We start from the raw sequence: 17,238 nt of genomic DNA on the forward strand, positions 1-17,238 counted from the left end.
GCATCGATCTGGATTTCTCAATGCAGGAGTTCAGAATATTTGACGCCCATCTGCACATCGGCGTCTGGATTATCCATAAATACGGAGCATTTCTGTGAGGTCTTCCAGGGTGTTGGCTTCTTGTAGCGTTTTGTCTTTGCACCAGCGCAATATGCGCGGAAACCGTAAAGTCACGCCCGATTTATGGCGTGGGCTGACTTGGATGCCGTCAAAGGCGATCTCGAAAACATGCTCTGGTGTGACTTGGCGCACGGGCCCAAAGCGTTGCGTTGTGTTTTTGCGCACCCATGCCGTGATCTCGCGGCGCTCGGCGTCCGTGAGGGTAAACTCGGCCTTGGTAAAGGGGACCAGATCATTGCCGCTGCGCACCGCGAATGTGAAGTCGGTGAACAGGTTCGCATGCTGCTCCGATCCGGCTTGTGCATAGATCATAACCGCGTCGATGGTGAGCGGTGCGACCGTCCATTTCCACCACGCGCCATTCTCGCGATCTGCCAAATACGGGCTTTGGGCGCGTTTGAGCATGAGCCCTTCGGCATGAGCTGCGCGGGCGGTGTCGCGGAAATGGGCGAGGTCATTCCACGTGGTAAACTCAAGCTGTGGAGACAGGCGTACCGGCGCTTCAGACGGCAGATCGGCACAGGCAGCCTCAAGCATGGCACGGCGTTCTGCAAAAGGGCGTGCGCGGACATCGTTGCCTTGCCATTCCAGCAGATCATAGGCTTGCAACACGACTGGCGCATCGTACAGCAGCTTTTTGGGTGCGGTTTTGCGGCCAATTCGGGACTGCAGCGCCTGAAAGGACGCGGGATGCGTGGCACCGGGATACCAGACCAGTAACTCGCCATCCAGAACGGTGCCAGCCGGCAGAAAATCGAGCCCGCGGGCAAGCTCTGGGAAGCGGTCGGTCATGAGTTCGTTGCTGCGCGACCAAACGGAATGTTCGCCACTGCGCAGGATCAATTGACCGCGAATGCCGTCCCATTTCCATTCGGCGTGCCAATCGGCTTCGCTTCCAAGCGTCTCGGGATCACCCTCCAACTGGTCCGCAAGGTGGAATGGATAGGGGCGCGCGGCGTCGGCGTTGATATCTTCGGCCTCAAACAGTTCATACCAACTGGTATCGTCGGGATGCCAATCGCCCATAAGACGGTGCGCAAGTTCCACCTTGTCGCGATCCGTTGCGCGGGCCAGGGCGCGGGTCATGAGCTTTTGGCTGACTTCGACGCGCATGCCGCCCGTGACAAGTTTATTAAAGATGAAGCGTTCGGTTCCGCCAAGCGTGGCCCATGCGTCCTGTACAAAGGCCTTTTTCGTCGCTTCAGTTGCCTTGTTGAGGTCACGTAAGGCACTGATCCAATATGATAATGATCTGTCGTCTGTTGTTTTATTGGGCGGTAAAACCAAGGCGATGGTTTCGGCCAAATCGCCAGCAATGGAGTGGCATTCATCAAACAACCAAAGCGGGATATCCGCCGCGTCCACACCCCAGTCGCGCAACTTGGCTGTGGTGACGGCACGCTTGGGGCGGCGACCTGAAAATAATGCGATTGCCCAAAGCCTGTCTGCTTCGGTGGCGGTGTTGAAATACTCTGCCAAAGCGTTGACCTGGGCCGCGGTTTTTGTGCTTTGGTCAATTGTATTGAACAAGCTGGCAAAGCGTTTCATGCCGCCTGTCCATCATCGAGCGTCTCAGCTTCGAATTTTGTGGGAACAACCTGTGCATTCCATCCATTTTCGTTAAGGTGTCGCGTGAATTTATCCGTGTAACCATGTGTAACGTATATATTTTCAGCTTGCGATTCTTTGACCGCCCAAAGCAGTCCATCCCAATCGGCATGGTCCGATATGACAAACCCTCGGTCGCCGGAACGCCGTCGCCGTACCCCGCGCAAGGCCATCCAACCAGAGGCAAAACCAACTTCATGTGCCCCAAAGCGGCCTATTGCAGTGCTACCAAAAGCAGAGGGCGGTGCCAGCATTAATGCGCCGGGATGTTCTTTGGGGGCGGTACTTGGCGTCATCAACGTGGTGTCCGGGAGGTTAAACCCCTGACCTCGAAGGATTGTATTAGTTTTCTCTATGGCGCTATGGGTCAGGATTGAGCCAATCGCGGGGTCGAGCATCGTTAACAGACGCTGCGCCTTGCCCAGCGAATATGCCCCCAACACAGCAACCTTGCCTGCAGCCGCGCAGCCTGCCCACCATGTGTTTAGCTCGGCCGCGACCTCGCTTTGCGGAGCCCAACGATAGATAGGCAGGCCAAATGTGCTTTCGGTGATGAAATGGTGGCATTTGACGGGGGCAAAAGGTTCGGACAGCCCATCGTCGATGACCTTGTAGTCGCCTGACGCAACCCAGACCTCGCCTGCGACCTCAACTCTGATCTGGGCGGAGCCGGGCACATGGCCTGCGGGATGAAAAGACACACGCGCATCACCAATCTGGCGGGTTTCTTCGAAATTAGTGCCTTCGGCTGAAATTGTACCAAGGCGGTGGCGAATGACGGGCAGGGCGGCATGGGTAGCAAGGTAATGGCCCATCCCTGGGCGGGCGTGATCGGCGTGGCCATGCGTGATCAACGCGCGATCCACAGAGCGCCATGGATCGATATAGAAATCGCCTGCTGGGCAGTAGATGCCTTTCGGCGTGAATTGAAGGACCTTTGAGCGTGTCATAGTGGGCAATCTAGCGGATATGACCGCCCAGCCCAGTCCTCAGGCGCTCATTGCGTTGAAAAAGAGCTTTGCGATCTTGTCGTAGGCCGGAGTGCGTATGGCTTCGACCTCCATCAAGACCTCGTGCTCGCCGCCTGGCATGGTCTCAAGCGTGCCGCCCTTCCAGTTGTCCATTTGCGCCACGATACGGTCGACATCGACGATGCGTTCGTTCTTACAAACAAATGAAATGCACGGCAGATTTGGTGCTTGGCGTTCGGCCAGATGTTTTGTTTCGCGCAGCGCCGCCCCAAGCCATTGATAGCTGGGCCCGCCAAGCGCCAAATCCGGATGTGCCAAAATCTGGTCGCGCATCATGTAAAACATCTCGCGGTCCGTCGTTAGCGAGTTGTTTTCAAAAGGTTGGTTGGCCACGTATGGTTCAAGCGTGGTGCCGGGCGGGTTGAGGTGGCCCTTGCCGATGCGCGGCATGAGTTCGGTCAATCCCTTTGCCGCGAGCCGTAAATGTGGCGCGATCTGAATGCCCCACATCGGCGCGGTAAAGGCCACGGCCAGAACAGGCAGGCGTTCCATCACAGCCCGTAGGCCGATGCAGCCTCCCATCGAATGAGCGAGCATAAAATATGGCCGAGGTAGGCCCAGCGTGCGGGCCGCGCGCATCATCGTGGCTAAGTCTTTTTGATAGTCGGGAAACGTCTCAACATGCCCAATCAGACGGTTGTCCAGCAACCTGTCGGCCAAGCCTTGTCCGCGCCAGTCGATGCACAACGTCGCGAACCCGCGATTTGCCAACTCTGTCGCCGCAGGGCCATATTTTTCAATGTATTCAGAGCGCCCGGGCAACACTAAAACTGTGCCACGGGCATTTTTGTGAGGCCATGCGGCAAGCCTGATCTGTTTGCCATCCGACGTATTTGCCCAATAGGCCGCACCGCTGGCGGGGCCTGGGTGTACGTCGGTAAACAGAGGAGCTATCGGCAGGGACATGTGGGCGGCGTATCAGGCCAGCGCGGACGCAAGCTTCATCGCCATGCCCATGTCGCCGTCGACCTTAAGCTTGCCGGTCATGAATGCGGAGGTGGGGTTAGTGTCGCCTGACAGGATGCCTTGGAACGTCTCAACATCGGCGCTGAGGGTCACATCGGCTTCTTCATCAGCGGCGCGCGCGCCTGTGTCGTCCATCATGACGGCACCTTCGCCCTCGATGGCAAACTTCGCGGTGCCGCCGAAATCGGCTCCGGTTAGTTTTTCGTTCAAAACTGTTACAGCTTGGTCAATAATATCGCTCATCTTTAGCCCTTTTTTGGCAAGCGGCTGCCAAGGGGTCTGGAAATGCGGCGGCAGCCTGTTACATTCACTTTTGTTATGCGTCTGAACCCCGTCAACCTCAAACGTCACCTTACGGCACTTGGTGCAGCTTTGTTGCTGTGCGGTGCCGTAAATGCGCAATCAGATGACTCTGAGTTGTTGCAGCGGCTTCAGGAGGCTGCCCCAGAAGAGGTGGCCAACTTGCAGCGTGATGTGGAGCGGTCTTGGGCGACCTCGGGATCCGCAGCCATGGATTTGTTGCTAAAGCGGGGCCGTGACGCGTTGGCGGTCGGGGAATTTGCCACGGCGATCGATCATTTGACGGCCTTGACCGATCATGCGCCAGATTTCGCCGAAGGCTATCATGCGCGCGCAACGGCTTATTTTCAGGCGGATTTATACGGTCCGGCGCTGGATGATCTGGAAACGGCGCTGGCCCTGAACCCTGACAATTACAACGCGGTTTTTGGCCTAGGGGTGATTTTGTTGGAATTCGGCGATACGCGCCGCGCAGCAGAGCTTTTCCGCAAGGTTATCGTGCTCAATCCGCATCATGAAAATGCTGCGACAGCGCTTGAAGCGCTTAAACGCGACGGCATCGGCCGCACGCTCTGAACTTAGGAAAAATTTGGTGAGTAATCAGGGGCGTGTTGTGGCCGTTTTAGGGCCGACCAACACCGGCAAAACGACCTATGCGATAGAGCGCATGTTGGCGCACCGCACAGGTGTCATTGGCCTGCCGCTGCGGCTGTTGGCGCGCGAGGTGTATGACCGCATCGTGGGGATACGCGGGCCGTCGGTGGTCGCGCTGGTCACAGGCGAAGAACGGATTGTCCCGCCGCGCACGCAATATTGGGTCTGTACCGTCGAGGCGATGCCCGAAGGCATGGGGGCAGATTTTGTCGCCATCGATGAAATCCAGCTTTGTGCGGATCCCGAACGGGGGCATGTTTTTACCGACCGGCTGATGAACATGCGCGGCCTGCATGAGACGCAGTTCTTGGGTGCTGAGACCATGCGGGGGACCATCGCAGCGCTGGTGCCGGAGGTGGATTTCATACGCCGTGATCGGATGAGCGAATTACTCTATGTTGGTCAGAAAAAGATAAGCCGTATGCGGCCTCGAAGTGCAATAGTCGGGTTTTCTGTTGAGAATGTATATGCCATTGCCGAGCTGATACGCCGCCAAAAGGGCGGTGCGGCTGTTGTTATGGGCGCGCTAAGTCCACGCACACGCAACGCGCAGGTTGAGATGTATCAAAACGGTGAAGTCGATTTTCTGGTGGCGACGGATGCCATCGGTATGGGGCTAAATCTGGATGTTGATCACGTCGCGTTTTCGGCTTTGTCGAAATTTGACGGCAGGCGGATGCGTCCCTTGGCACCCAATGAGCTGGCGCAGATTGCAGGCCGCGCGGGCAGGGGCATGAAGAACGGAACATTCGGTGTAACGGGGGATGCGCCTGCCTTGGATGATGGCGTTGCGCGCGCCATTATGGACCACCAATTCACACCACAGAACAAGATCAACTGGCGCAATTCAAAACTACAGTTTGGATCGCTAACACGGCTGATCCAAACGCTCGAATTGCCGCCCGATCATGAACGCTTTGTCAGGGCACGCGAAGCAGATGATTTGCGCGCACTCAAAGCGCTGTCGGAGGATGCAGAAGTGGCTGCACGCTGCACCGATGGTCCTTCGGTGAAGTTGCTTTGGGATGTTTGCCGCATTCCGGACTTTCGGGGCATCAGCCATGCCGAACACGCGGGCCTTTTGGAGCAGATATTCAACTATCTACACGAACGTGGCAGCCTACCTGATGACTGGCTTGCGCGACAAATTCGCCGCATTGATCGAACAGATGGGGATATTGATGCGTTATCAAAGAGGTTAGCGTTTATTCGCACCTGGACTTATGTCACGCAACGCAAAGGCTGGACAAGTGACGAAACCCATTGGCGCGCGCAAGCGCGTACCGTAGAAGACAGATTGTCGGATGCGCTGCACGAGCGTCTGACGCAAAGATTTGTAGACCGGCGCACATCCGTGCTTTTGCGCCGGCTAGGACAGAAGGAAGCCATGGTGGCCGATGTAAATGAGACCGGTGAAGTAACCGTTGAAGGCGAATTTGTAGGCAAGTTGGACGGGTTCCGTTTCCGCCCCGATAAGGGAGCTGGTGCCGCCGAAGACAAAACGATAAAGTCAGCAGCCGTTCAGGCGCTGGCTCCGCAGTTCCATCTGCGCGCGGATCGTTTTTATAACGCACCCGATACTGAGATTGATTTCACCGAGCAGGGCGGCCTGATGTGGGGCTCTTCGGCGGTTGGCAAACTTGTTGCGGGGGCTGACGGCCTGCGTCCACAGGTCGAAGTGTTCGTGGACGACGTTGCCGGGCCTGAAGTGGCTGAAAAGGTAAAGCGCCGTTTGCAGCATTTCATCGACCGCAAGGTCGCCGCGTTGTTTGAGCCGTTAATTGCTGTTCAAAAAGACGAAACGCTAACTGGGCTTGCGCGCGGTTTTGCCTTTCAAATGGTCGAGAACTTTGGCCTTCTGCCGCGTGCTTCGGTGGCCGAGGACGTTAAATCGTTGGACCAAGATGCGCGCGGCGCGCTGCGCAAGCACGGCATCCGCTTTGGCCAGTTCACCATCTTTATGCCGCTGCTGCTTAAGCCTGCGCCAACCCGGCTTCGGCTGGTGCTTTGGTCGCTGGTAAAGGGACTGTCCGAATTTCCCGAATCGCCGCCCCCCGGTCTGGTGACAATCCCGGTTGAAGCTGGCGTGCCAGAAGGGTCTGACACTATGTCTGGCTACCGCAACGCCGGCACACGGGCCATTCGCATCGATATGCTGGAGCGCTTGGCTGACATGCTGCGTGCCGAGGATTCGCGCGGTGGCTTTGAGGCCAAAGCAGATATGCTGTCGATCAGTGGCATGACGCTCGAGCAGTTCTCAGATTTGATGCAAGGGCTTGGATACAAATCGGAAAAAGGCGAGCGGGCAAAGGTAAAGCCTGTGGCCGACGCGAAGCCTGAAGCCGAGAAAGACGCTGTAGACGACTCTCCTGTTAAGGATGCTACTGAAGCAGAACCCGAAAGCGACGCCACCGAAGCCCCAGCCGCGCCTGAGGTTGAGGAAGTTGCGGCACCAGCGGAAGAAGCTGCGGTCCTGGTTTCCGAAGAGGCGTCTGAAACGCCAAGTGAGGCAGCGGTGGAGGCCGAAAGCCCCGCCGTTGAGATGGAGGTGTTCTATTCCTTCACGTGGGGCAGGCCCCCGCGTGCCAATACTGGGCCCCGTCGTGGCGCTGAGCGTCCACAGGGCAAAGGCAAGCCGCCTGCGCGTGGCAAAAAGGGTGGTCCACGCGGTGATCGTGACGACAAAGGCAACAAGGCAAAGAATTTCTCTGCTCGTCCGCCTAAGCCTGAGAAAAAGATCGACCCTGATAATCCATTTGCCGCGGCGCTGATGGGTCTCAAGACCAACAAGTGATGTGAGCGCGGGGGTGGAAAATCTCCGGCTTGATAAGTGGCTGTGGTACGCGCGGTTTTTCAAAACACGTTCGCTGGCTGCGGCCACAGTTTCTTCGGGCGCTGTGCGGGTGAATGGGAACCTAACCCATAAACCTGCCACAACGGTCAGTGCCAAAGACGTTTTGACCTTTGCTCAGGGTGATCATATTCGCGTGATCCATATCGATGCTCTTGCCACAAGACGCGGTCCGGCCCCTGAAGCGCAGGCACTTTACACTGATTTGTCCCCACCTGAGCCGCGAATTCGGGAAAAAACGCCTGAAAACCCGGCATTTGAGGGAAAAGGCCGCCCAACAAAGCGTGACAGGCGCATCCTTGATCTTTCTAAAGCGCGCCACCTTGAATGATCTGTGCCGGTGAATTAGCTAAACCTCGACACAAAAACGTAAAAGTAGACCCATGACCTATATCGTTAACGACAGCTGCATCGCCTGCAAATACACCGACTGCGTCGAGGTTTGTCCTGTCGATTGTTTTTATGAAGGCGAGAACATGTTGGTCATTCATCCCGATGAATGCATCGACTGTGGTGTGTGTGAACCTGAGTGCCCCGCCGACGCGATCCGCCCCGACACCGAGCCGGATATGGAAAAATGGGTCGAATTTAACCGCAAATACTCTGAGTTGTGGCCGGTCATTATTACCAAGAAAGACCAGCTGCCGGAAGCCGAAGAACGCGACGGCGAAGCTGGCAAGCTCGAGAAATACTTCTCCGAAGCGCCGGGCGAGGGCGGTTAGTCGAAGCTTTAATGCGATTCGTTTTACGTTGACCTACGGGCGGCAAGACTGGCTCGGTTGGCCAGTAAAATAGACCTCTGTGGGGTTCTGGGCCGCTGCTTTCATTGGGGCCGTTTTTGTGGTATGGTTCGCCTCAGATGATGATTGACGGACATAACATCCCACGGGCCGCGCAGGCACGTAAGAGTTGAATATCTGACATGACACAGCCGTACCGGGTCACTTGGCCTGTGTGTGGGTGTGATTTTTTGTGTAGTACCCCGCGCGCCAATGCTGGTGACGCTTCCGATAGGAGCCTTTGAATGACTAAATCGAAAAAACTGGACTTCCGCCCGAATGAATTTGTTGTCTACCCCGCACATGGCGTTGGGCAGATCGTTTCAGTCGAAGATCAGGAAGTGGCAGGGATCTCGCTTGAGATGTTTGTGATTTCTTTTGAGAAAGACAAGATGACGCTGCGTGTACCGACGCATAAAGCCACTGAAATCGGAATGCGCGCACTTAGCTCACCGGACGTGATTGCTCATGCGATGAAGACGCTTAAGGGCAAGGCCAAGGTCAAGCGGGCCATGTGGTCGCGCCGGGCGCAGGAATATGAGCAAAAGATCAACTCCGGTGATCTGATCGCGATTGCCGAAGTTGTGCGCGATTTGCACCGCACGGATGACCAACGCGAGCAGAGCTATTCCGAGCGTCAGCTTTATGAAGCAGCGCTTGAGCGCCTGACCCGCGAAGTTGCGGCTGTTTCTGGTGGCGATGAAGTTGGTGCGGCCAAGCAGGTCGGCGATGTGCTGGAAAGCCGCGTCGCGGCCTAAATGCGCTGACTTTAAGAATTGAGGCCGTGCTCGGGTGAACCGAGCGCGGCCTTTTTCTGTCGTCTTTTAGATTAGGGCGGCGGCGCAGGTTAGTAGGATCGTCATTTCGCAAAGTTGCTGTGTGGCCCCAAGTACATCCCCAGTTTGGCCGCCGATCTTGGCTTTGGCCAACAACGCCACCCCTAGGGCGATCAGGCCTGCCAGAATCGCGACGCTGAACGCCAATGGTCCTAGGCATAAAAGAGCAATGGCCGCCCCAAGGGCTGCAGCCTGCCAAGCAACTGACATTGAAGGTTGTCCAACGCTATGGGAAAGCCCATCGCAGCGCGCATGTGGCAAGCCTGCCATCACCACAGGCATGGCACCCCGAGACAGAGCCGCGGCCGCGACAAGGGGCCATAGACCGTAAGGCAGGAGGGCTACAAGCGCGCTCCATCGCAAGCCAGTGACCACTATTAGTCCCAGCACGCCATAGGTGCCGATCTGGCTGTCACGCATGATGATCAGTCTTTGGGCCGAGTCGCGGCCTCCCCAAAAGCCATCGCAACAATCGGCCAGGCCGTCTTCGTGCATCGCACCAGTGATCAGCATCATTGCGGCAAGGGCCAATCCGGCAGCGGCAATATCAGGCAGGCCCAGATGCATCGCAAGCAGACCGACAATTGCGCCAACAGCCCCAACACCTGCGCCGATCAGCGGATAAGCCCATACCGCGCGGGGGGCAGCTTCAAAGGCATCATCAGGCAGATGCGGCAAGGGCAGGCGGGTCAGTAAGACGCCCGCTAACCAAGGGTGCAACTGCCACGCCTTGTGTATGTCGTTTTTTGTCACCGGCTGACCCTTTCGTCGCTTGTGAGCGGCGTAGCAATGGGTAAACAGGCAGGAGAGCGGTTGCAACGAGGGTTTCACGCATGGCTGATTTTTCTGATCTCGACGGGTTTCGTGACGCGCTGGCCGCAATGCCCGGTCCGGACGCTGATGCTGGTGCCGCCGCGCTAGATCGCAATGGCCAGCTGACCAAGCCGCCCGGCGCGTTAGGGCGGCTTGAAGATCTGGCGATTTGGTATGCGGGATGGCGTGGAAATGCCACGGCGCGGGTGACGTCGCCTCAAGTGATCGTATTTGCCGGCAATCACGGTGTCGCAGCGCAGGGCGTGTCTGCGTTCCCACCTGAAGTGACCGAACAGATGGTCATGAACTTTCAATTTGGTGGCGCGGCGATCAATCAAATCGCCCGGGCGGCTGGAGCTAGTTTAGACGTGCACGCCCTGGAGCTTGACCGGCCAACACAGGATTTCACCAAAGGCCCAGCCTTGAGTGAGACGGATTTACTGGCGGCGCTGCAAACGGGCTGGAATTCGGTGAACGACGATACTGACCTGTTGGTCGTAGGTGAGATGGGGATTGGCAACACAACCCCGGCTGCTGCGATCGCCTGCGCGTTGTTTGGCGGCGATGCTGAGGATTGGACTGGGCGCGGGACGGGCGTTGACGATGCGGGGCTGCAAAATAAAATCCGCGTTGTCCGTGAGGGCTTGGCCCTTCACGGCGCGACCGACGATGGGCTCGAAGTGCTGCGGTGCCTTGGCGGGCGCGAATTGGCTGCGATGGCGGGGGCGATCGCATGTGCCCGTGCGCGGCGTATCCCTGTGCTGTTGGATGGGTTCATCTGCTGTGCTGCTGCGGCCTGCCTTGCGCAAACGGTGCCGGGTGCGCTGGATCACTGCGCAGCGGGACACCTCAGCGCTGAGGGTGCACATGCGCGCCTGTTAGACGCCATCGACAAGGCACCGATCCTGTCGCTAGGTTTGCGCCTAGGCGAGGCGTCAGGCGGCGCGCTTGCCATTTCAGTATTGCGCGCGGCCCTTGAGTGCCACTCTGGCATGGCAACATTCGCCGAGGCCGGGGTTAGCGACGCTTAAGCGCTTTTCTTGTCGTCGTCGTTGCGGTCCAAGAAAGCAGTTTCAAGGTCCTTTTGCAGTTCTATGGCGCGCGCCACGTAAGCTTTGTTTTCCGCTGGCGGGACGTCGGGGCGCCACAGGGCAGCTAATTCGCGGACCGACGCGCGATCGTGTTGGTAAAAGATACGCTGCGCTTCGGCGGCCTCATATTCGGACAACCCAAGGTTTTCCAACACATAACGGCCAGCGCGCAAAGAGCTGTCAAACATCTCTCGCACAATGTCATTCGCGCCACATTGATACAGCCGGTAGACATCCGTCCGGTCATGGGCACGCGCCACGATATGCATGTCCGGGCGCAGTTTGCGGGCGTATTCGACTAGCGCTCGGGCGGCTTTTTGGTCATCAAGTGCCACGACAAGAACCCGCGCTTCTGCCAAGCCCGCTTTGCGCAAGATGTCAGGGCGCGACGGATCGCCCAAGAACGCCTTGTAACCAAAACGCCGCATGACTGCGATGGCTTCGGGATTGTGATCGAGCACAACCGTATCAAACCCACTGGCCTGCACGATGCGGTTCACGATTTGCCCGTAACGGCCGATGCCCGCGATGATCACGGTGCCTTCTTCGTCGATCTCATCCTCGGGGATGACGCCTTGGCGCTCGCTGTACCGCTTTGAAATAACTTCATAAAGAATGAACAATAGCGGTGCGATCAACATCGACAGCGCAATCACCAACAGCAACGTTTCAGCGACGCCGTTGGGCATCACACCGGTTGCCACCGAAAAACTCACGAGGACAAAGCCGAACTCGCCTGCTTGCGCCAATCCCAGTGCAAAGAGCCATTGGTCACGCCCCCGCAAGCCAAAAGACCGGCCCAAAACATATAGGATTAACCCTTTTACGATGATCACCAAAAGCGCCATGCCAACGATTATGATTGTATCTGAGAGCAGCAGATCAAAGTTAATGCCGGCACCAACCGTGATAAAGAACAGCCCAAGCAACAGGCCTTTGAATGGCTCAAGGTCGGTCTCAAGCTCATGGCGGAACTCTGAGCTGGCCAGCACCACCCCGGCAAGGAATGCTCCAAGCGCAGGCGAGAGGCCGACGACCATCATCAGCAGCGAAATGCTGACCACAATCAACAAGGCAAGGGCGGTGTACATCTCGCGCAGTTTTGCGGAGTGGATGAAACGGAACACGGGCCGGGTAAAGAACACACCAGTGATGATGATGGTCGCGATGGCCCCGATGGTGGCCAGCGTCACGCCCCATGCAGGCAGGGTGTCGATCAGCGAGAAGGCGACCTGTGCCGCTTCGGATCCATGACCGCCCTCGGCTGCCTTGTTTGCGGGATCTAGTTTGTCTGCATTCAGAGAAATGGAACCGTCTGGCTGAATTCCTGACGGCAGAGTAACGGCCAGCAACGGCAAGAAAGCTAGGATCGGGATAACGGCGATATCTTGGGTCAGCAAAACAGAGAAGGCCGACCGGCCACCTGCGGTCTGCATCAGCCCTTTTTCCGACAAGGTCTGCAACACAATCGCAGTGGAGCTGAGCGACAGCGACAGGCCCACCGCAAGCGACACCCCCCAAGGTTGCCCATAAGCCATCGCGATCCCCATCAAGGCCGCGGTACTGATCACAACTTGCAAACCGCCAAGGCCCAGCAGCCGGTGGCGCATGTCCCACAGCGCGCGCGGCTCAAGTTCCAATCCGATCAGAAACAGCATCATTACAACGCCGAATTCAGCAAAATGCTGCAAATCTTTAGTTTCAGCCCCAACCAATCCAAGCACTGGCCCGATCAAAATCCCTGCGGCCAGATACCCCAACACAGACCCCAGCCCAAGGCGCGCGGCAATGGGTACCGCGATCACAGCAGCAGCAAGATAAATAGTGGCCTGAAACAGGAAGCCTTCCATGATCGTCCTCTCAAAGGTGAGTTCAGGTTGGCAAGGGGCCGTCCCGTTTAAGCTGGTCCATCACAATCTGGCTGTGCACGCGCGACACCGCCGGATGGGGCAGCAGCACCTCGTGAATCAACCGGTTCAGGGCGGGCAGATCGGCACAGTAGACCCGCAGAAGGTAATCCGCATCCCCCGTCATTGTCCATGCGCTCACAATCTCGACTCGAGTGGCAACAAGCCGCGCAAAGCGGGCTGAATGCTCTGGTCCGTGGGTGCTAAGGTGGACCTGTACGAAGCCTTGTACCTGAAGTCCGAGCCGCACAGGATCAAGGCGCGCGGTATAACTTTGGATCACCCCGTCTGCCTCCAAACGTTGACGGCGCCGGCCGGCCTGGGAGGGCGACAGGTTCAGGATTTCGCCCAGCTCTTGAGCGGTCAGATGCGCGTTGTGTTGCAGGGCGTCCAGCAGGTGATGATCTGTTTTGTCCAGCATGATGCGGCCTTTGAATGATATTTTCCTCTAGTATGCGTAAATCACGCGAAATATACCATAGCGGTGCTGAAATACGCGCAAACCACGTGCCCATCTTGATGTAGAACACGCAAAAGACATGCCAATAGGAGCAAACCCATGGGTCCTTTCCCGCACGACGCCGCAAAGTCACAGATTACAGCTGAAAACCCCGCAGGCACCGATGGGTTCGAATTTGTCGAATTCGCCAGCCCGGACCGCGAGGCGCTCCGCGATGTTTTTGCCCGCATGGGGTATGTCCACGTGGCCAATCACAAGACCCAAAAGATTGAACTGTGGCAACAAGGTGATATCACCTATGTGCTGAATTTCGATCCCGATAGCTTTGCTGCGCGGTTCGTGGATGTGCACGGTCCTTGCGCCCCTTCAATGGGCTGGCGCGTGGTTGATGCGCAAAAAGCGCTGGCGCATGCGGTTGCCAACGGAGCCGAGGAATACACCGGGGACGGCAAGGTGCTTGATGTGCCTGCAATCATGGGCATCGGTGGATCGCTCTTGTATTTCGTCGACCAATATTACGACACGTCGCCCTATAATTGGGAGTACGATTGGATTGCGCAATCTAAGCCCGAAGGGGTGGGGTTCTACTACCTCGATCACCTCACGCATAACGTGTTCAAAGGCAACATGGACAAGTGGTTCAAGTTCTACGGCGACCTGTTCAACTTCCGCGAAATCCGCTTTTTCGACATCGCGGGCAAATTCACTGGCCTATTCAGCCGCGCGATCACCTCACCTTGTGGGCGCATCCGCATTCCGTTGAACGAGGATCGGGGAGAAACGGGGCAGATCGTTGCCTATCTCAAGAAGTACAATGGCGAGGGCATCCAGCACATCGCGGTTGGTGCGCGCAATGTCTACGACGCGACAGATGAGATTGCACAAAATGGTGTGAAATTCATGCCGGGCCCGCCGGATGCGTATTACGAGCTCAGCAAAACACGCGTCGTAGGCCACGAAGAGCCTCTGGAGCGGATGAAGAAACACGGCATTCTGATCGACGGAGAAGGCGTAGTGGATGTTGAGGGCGTTGAGGGCGGCGAAACCCGCATCCTGCTGCAGATATTCTCAAAAACTGTTATCGGCCCAATCTTTTTCGAATTTATCGAGCGCAAAGGCGATGATGGCTTTGGCGAAGGCAACTTCAAGGCGCTGTTTGAAAGCATTGAGCAAGAACAAATCGATGCAGGTGAAATCGGCGCCGATTAAGTCTGAGAGGGTGCCATCGCGAATGGAGATAATGCGGGGGATCAGGGAACTGGTCCCCTTTTACGTTGCCAGAAAAGCGGTTCGTTAGCCCTTTGGCATCTTCAAAGTAACGTTGCGCCCGCCCTTGGTATAGCGCAGGTCGCTGTCGCCGATGGCCGACACCCGACCGCCATCAATCCGGTCCCCGACGGTGACTTTCTTGTAGCGTCCATTGGACAACCGCACCAACGCGCGTCTGCTTGAAGGCTTGCCGTAGACACCGATCAGGTTCACCCGCCGCAGGTTTATCGCGTTCTTAACAGTGGCGGAGCGGGCCACAGATGCTGTTGAGGGCACGGACGGCTTGACCGTACGCGGTGCCACTGTAGCGGCACTTGCGGTGCGTGTTTCTTTTGGGGCGGTACGCTGGGCGCGCTTTACGATCCGAGCGAAATTCCGGGGACGCGTATCAGGGCGTCTGGATTGTGCAACGGCAAGGCGCGTCGCCGTCGCCGTTGGAGAGGCCGCTACGATCGCCGCTTCAATCGCGGCTTGTGTTGCGGCCGCAGCTTGCTTTGCGGCAAGCTCTTGGGCAGCGGCTTCGGCGGCTAGTGCCGCACGCGCGTCGGATTCGGCCGCTTGCAGAACTGAGGCAGGACGCAGGGCCGGGCGGTAACCCGCAAGTTCGAGCACAGTCAGCCCGTTCAGCTGTGCACGTTGTGCATTTTCTTGAAGGCCACTGGGGCGTGTCCGGGGCCGCGCATCGACCAAGGCTGCGCGGGCGTCCACGACTTCGGGAGCCTCTTCGACCTCAGGCAGCGCGTTGGGTGGGATTTGCGGCGGTGAACCAAGAAATACGGTATACCCACCCGGCGCGAGCGTTCCCTCAGGCGTGGCCGCAACAAGCGCGTTGGGGTCTTGGCCGAAAAGCGCCCCATAAGGTGCCGGCCGGGTCAGGATCACGGGGATTGCATCGGTCTCAAACCCGTCGACACCAGGCAAGGCAATTGCATCGTTGGTGGCGCTTACCTGCTCCAGACTGTTGAGGTAGACGACCTCTGTTGGCAGGTCTGCACGTATCTGCGGCACGTCCGGCGACAGCGGCCAGACACCGGTCACTGCATAACGCGCATCAGCCTCGTTAGCGGTGATCACCTGTGTTTCGGGCTGTGCCAGAACGGTCGCGTCGCTCTCGATAAGACCGGGTTCAAGGGACGCTACGGCGATCCCGACTGGATCAATCGGGGTGCTGGCCTCTGGCGTGGTGCGAATGATTTCGGGGTCAATTTGGTTTTCGAGGTTGGAAGCGGTCGCCCGTTCTTGGCGCGGGGAGAACAATCCCGCGACCCCGTCATCCATAAAGACCGTGGCCCACGCGGCAACGCCGGCCAAGAGTACAAGCAAGACGGCCGTCAGGATCAGGCCCAGAAACCGCGGTTTGCCGCCCACATCGCTTTCGCGTGCGCCAAAGACCGTCATGCGATCGGCCTCGTTGCCGGCGGTCGCCGTTACAGCAGCCGCTGGCATGGCGGCGTGCAGCTTTTTTCGGCGGCTTAGAAAGCCGGGTTTTGCCTCGGTTGGCGCATCCAGAACGTGCGGGGCAGGTTGATCAAGTGAACTGCTGTCGGGCAACGGAGCTGCCTGAACCGGCGTTGGCGCTTGCACCGTGCTGGGTGCCGGAACGTTATGCGATGCGTTTGCACCACCATCCCGCGATGCGCCCCCCAGCTTTTTAGCTTCTGTGGTGGCATTGGGTTCTTTGCGCCGGCTGCTAAAGCCCAAAGGTGCTGGTACGTATCCGGGCGGCCGTGGCTCGAGGTCAATGTCTTCTTCTATGAGTTCTTCGTCGGCTTCATTTGCTACTGTTTCCGGCGCTTCGGCTTTAGCGTCTGAGGTTTCGGTCTCGCGAAGTGACGCCGATGCTTCGGGCTGTATCGCGTCGTCCTCATCAGCGCTCTTTGTGGTTGGCTCATCGTTCTTGAGAGTAATTTCTTTGTCGTTTTGGGCTGGCGGATCTTCTAGTGCGGGCTCGACAGCAGGCACCTCGGCTGGACCCACGACAATAATTGCAATGCCATCCGCTTCAACTTCATCGCCGGGTTCCAGTAGGGCGTCGGCACCTTCTGTGACGCCAAAGAACGGTTCCCCGAGAAAGCTATCTCCCTCGGGAATTGCCACAAAACTGACGGGATGGAACCTGTGCTCGCGGGCAAATTCTTCTGCTTCTTCAAGAGTTTCATAGGCAACAGCAGCGATATGCGTGCGCGCGCCGTCGCTGCTGATATCATAGGCCAGCTCGGCGACTTCATAAGGGGTCGCGCCAGCCAATGCGGCCTCGGCGGCCTTGCGGCGCTGAGGCTGGGACTGATCAGCGGTGTCGATGGTTAGGAATTTGACCTGGCTGTTGGGGATGATCAACTTGCTGCGCACGCCGCCGGGCTCAAGGCTGGCGGCGGTTTTGCGCAACGTCGCCAGCTCAGCTTCCATATCGGCTGCACTTAGCGATACTTCGCCAACCTCGCGCCAACCGCCCGCTGCGCGATGCAACAGGCGAATGCCTTCAAGCGACAAGGAAAGCGCAAAATTAGGCTTCATGCCATGCCTTTATCTCTGGTCCTGCAACAACGAAATACG

15 protein-coding genes are annotated in these 17,238 nt (G+C 57.6%); 7 read left to right on the plus strand and 8 right to left on the minus strand.

What is annotated here, in order from left to right:
- Positions 1–69: 69 nt before the first annotated feature.
- From C1J03_RS08015 to C1J03_RS08030, 4 genes are read right to left on the minus strand one after another with little or no spacing between them, the layout of a single operon-like run.
- The gene (locus C1J03_RS08015) at positions 70–1,668 is read right to left on the minus strand and encodes an ATP-dependent DNA ligase (RefSeq protein ID WP_114885361.1); all 1,599 of its coding nucleotides are present in this window, start codon (positions 1,666–1,668) and stop codon (positions 70–72) included.
- Positions 1,665–2,678, minus strand: a complete 1,014-nt coding sequence (locus C1J03_RS08020) for a ligase-associated DNA damage response exonuclease (protein WP_114885364.1) — start codon at positions 2,676–2,678, stop codon at positions 1,665–1,667. The genes C1J03_RS08015 and C1J03_RS08020 overlap by 4 nt, the downstream gene beginning before the upstream one ends.
- A 39-nt stretch (positions 2,679–2,717) precedes the next feature.
- Complete coding sequence (locus tag C1J03_RS08025; protein WP_114885366.1) at positions 2,718–3,665, minus strand: alpha/beta fold hydrolase; 948 nt, start codon at positions 3,663–3,665, stop codon at positions 2,718–2,720.
- A gap of 12 nt (positions 3,666–3,677) precedes the next feature.
- Positions 3,678–3,968: an SCP2 sterol-binding domain-containing protein gene (locus C1J03_RS08030; RefSeq protein WP_114885369.1), complete on the minus strand. Its 291-nt coding sequence runs from the start codon at positions 3,966–3,968 to the stop codon at positions 3,678–3,680.
- Between the two features lie 42 nt (positions 3,969–4,010).
- Here C1J03_RS08030 and C1J03_RS08035 point away from each other — a divergent pair, with 42 nt between their 5' ends.
- From C1J03_RS08035 to C1J03_RS08055, 5 genes are all read left to right on the plus strand, one after another.
- Positions 4,011–4,601, plus strand: a complete 591-nt coding sequence (locus C1J03_RS08035) for a tetratricopeptide repeat protein (protein WP_254694215.1) — start codon at positions 4,011–4,013, stop codon at positions 4,599–4,601.
- A 37-nt stretch (positions 4,602–4,638) separates the two neighbouring features.
- On the plus strand, positions 4,639–7,473 hold the full coding sequence (locus C1J03_RS08040) for a helicase-related protein (protein WP_441351134.1): 2,835 nt from the start codon (positions 4,639–4,641) through the stop codon (positions 7,471–7,473).
- A gap of 13 nt (positions 7,474–7,486) precedes the next feature.
- Positions 7,487–7,861 (plus strand): RNA-binding S4 domain-containing protein, encoded by a 375-nt coding sequence (locus tag C1J03_RS08045; RefSeq protein ID WP_254694216.1) that lies wholly within the window; start codon positions 7,487–7,489, stop codon positions 7,859–7,861.
- A gap of 52 nt (positions 7,862–7,913) precedes the next feature.
- Positions 7,914–8,252, plus strand: a complete 339-nt coding sequence (gene fdxA, locus C1J03_RS08050; protein WP_114885375.1) for a ferredoxin FdxA — start codon at positions 7,914–7,916, stop codon at positions 8,250–8,252.
- Positions 8,253–8,554: 302 nt separating this feature from the next.
- Entirely contained in the window at positions 8,555–9,067 is a 513-nt protein-coding gene (locus tag C1J03_RS08055; protein ID WP_114885377.1) for a CarD family transcriptional regulator, read from the plus strand.
- Positions 9,068–9,133: 66 nt separating this feature from the next.
- On the opposite strand, the gene C1J03_RS08060 is transcribed toward C1J03_RS08055, so the two are convergent.
- Complete coding sequence (locus C1J03_RS08060; RefSeq protein WP_254694217.1) at positions 9,134–9,898, minus strand: adenosylcobinamide-GDP ribazoletransferase; 765 nt, start codon at positions 9,896–9,898, stop codon at positions 9,134–9,136.
- Between the two features lie 80 nt (positions 9,899–9,978).
- Here C1J03_RS08060 and cobT point away from each other — a divergent pair, with 80 nt between their 5' ends.
- Entirely contained in the window at positions 9,979–10,989 is a 1,011-nt protein-coding gene (gene cobT, locus C1J03_RS08065) for a nicotinate-nucleotide--dimethylbenzimidazole phosphoribosyltransferase (protein WP_114885379.1), read from the plus strand.
- Here the strand turns inward: cobT and C1J03_RS08070 are convergent.
- Together C1J03_RS08070 and C1J03_RS08075 are read right to left on the minus strand one after the other, a co-directional pair.
- Positions 10,986–12,899, minus strand: coding sequence for a cation:proton antiporter domain-containing protein (locus C1J03_RS08070; RefSeq protein ID WP_114885381.1), 1,914 nt, complete (start codon positions 12,897–12,899; stop codon positions 10,986–10,988). The genes cobT and C1J03_RS08070 overlap by 4 nt on opposite strands.
- 22 nt (positions 12,900–12,921) lie before the next feature.
- Positions 12,922–13,377, minus strand: coding sequence for an Lrp/AsnC family transcriptional regulator (locus tag C1J03_RS08075; protein ID WP_114885383.1), 456 nt, complete (start codon positions 13,375–13,377; stop codon positions 12,922–12,924).
- A gap of 138 nt (positions 13,378–13,515) precedes the next feature.
- On the opposite strand from C1J03_RS08075, the gene hppD reads away from it, so the two are divergent.
- The gene (hppD, locus tag C1J03_RS08080; RefSeq protein WP_114885386.1) at positions 13,516–14,625 is read left to right on the plus strand and encodes a 4-hydroxyphenylpyruvate dioxygenase; all 1,110 of its coding nucleotides are present in this window, start codon (positions 13,516–13,518) and stop codon (positions 14,623–14,625) included.
- Between the two features lie 84 nt (positions 14,626–14,709).
- On the opposite strand, the gene C1J03_RS08085 is transcribed toward hppD, so the two are convergent.
- On the minus strand, positions 14,710–17,199 hold the full coding sequence (locus C1J03_RS08085) for a hypothetical protein (RefSeq protein ID WP_114885388.1): 2,490 nt from the start codon (positions 17,197–17,199) through the stop codon (positions 14,710–14,712).
- Between the last annotated feature and the right edge of the window lie 39 nt (positions 17,200–17,238).

Source organism: Sulfitobacter sp. SK012, from assembly GCF_003352085.1.
Lineage (GTDB): Bacteria > Pseudomonadota > Alphaproteobacteria > Rhodobacterales > Rhodobacteraceae > Sulfitobacter.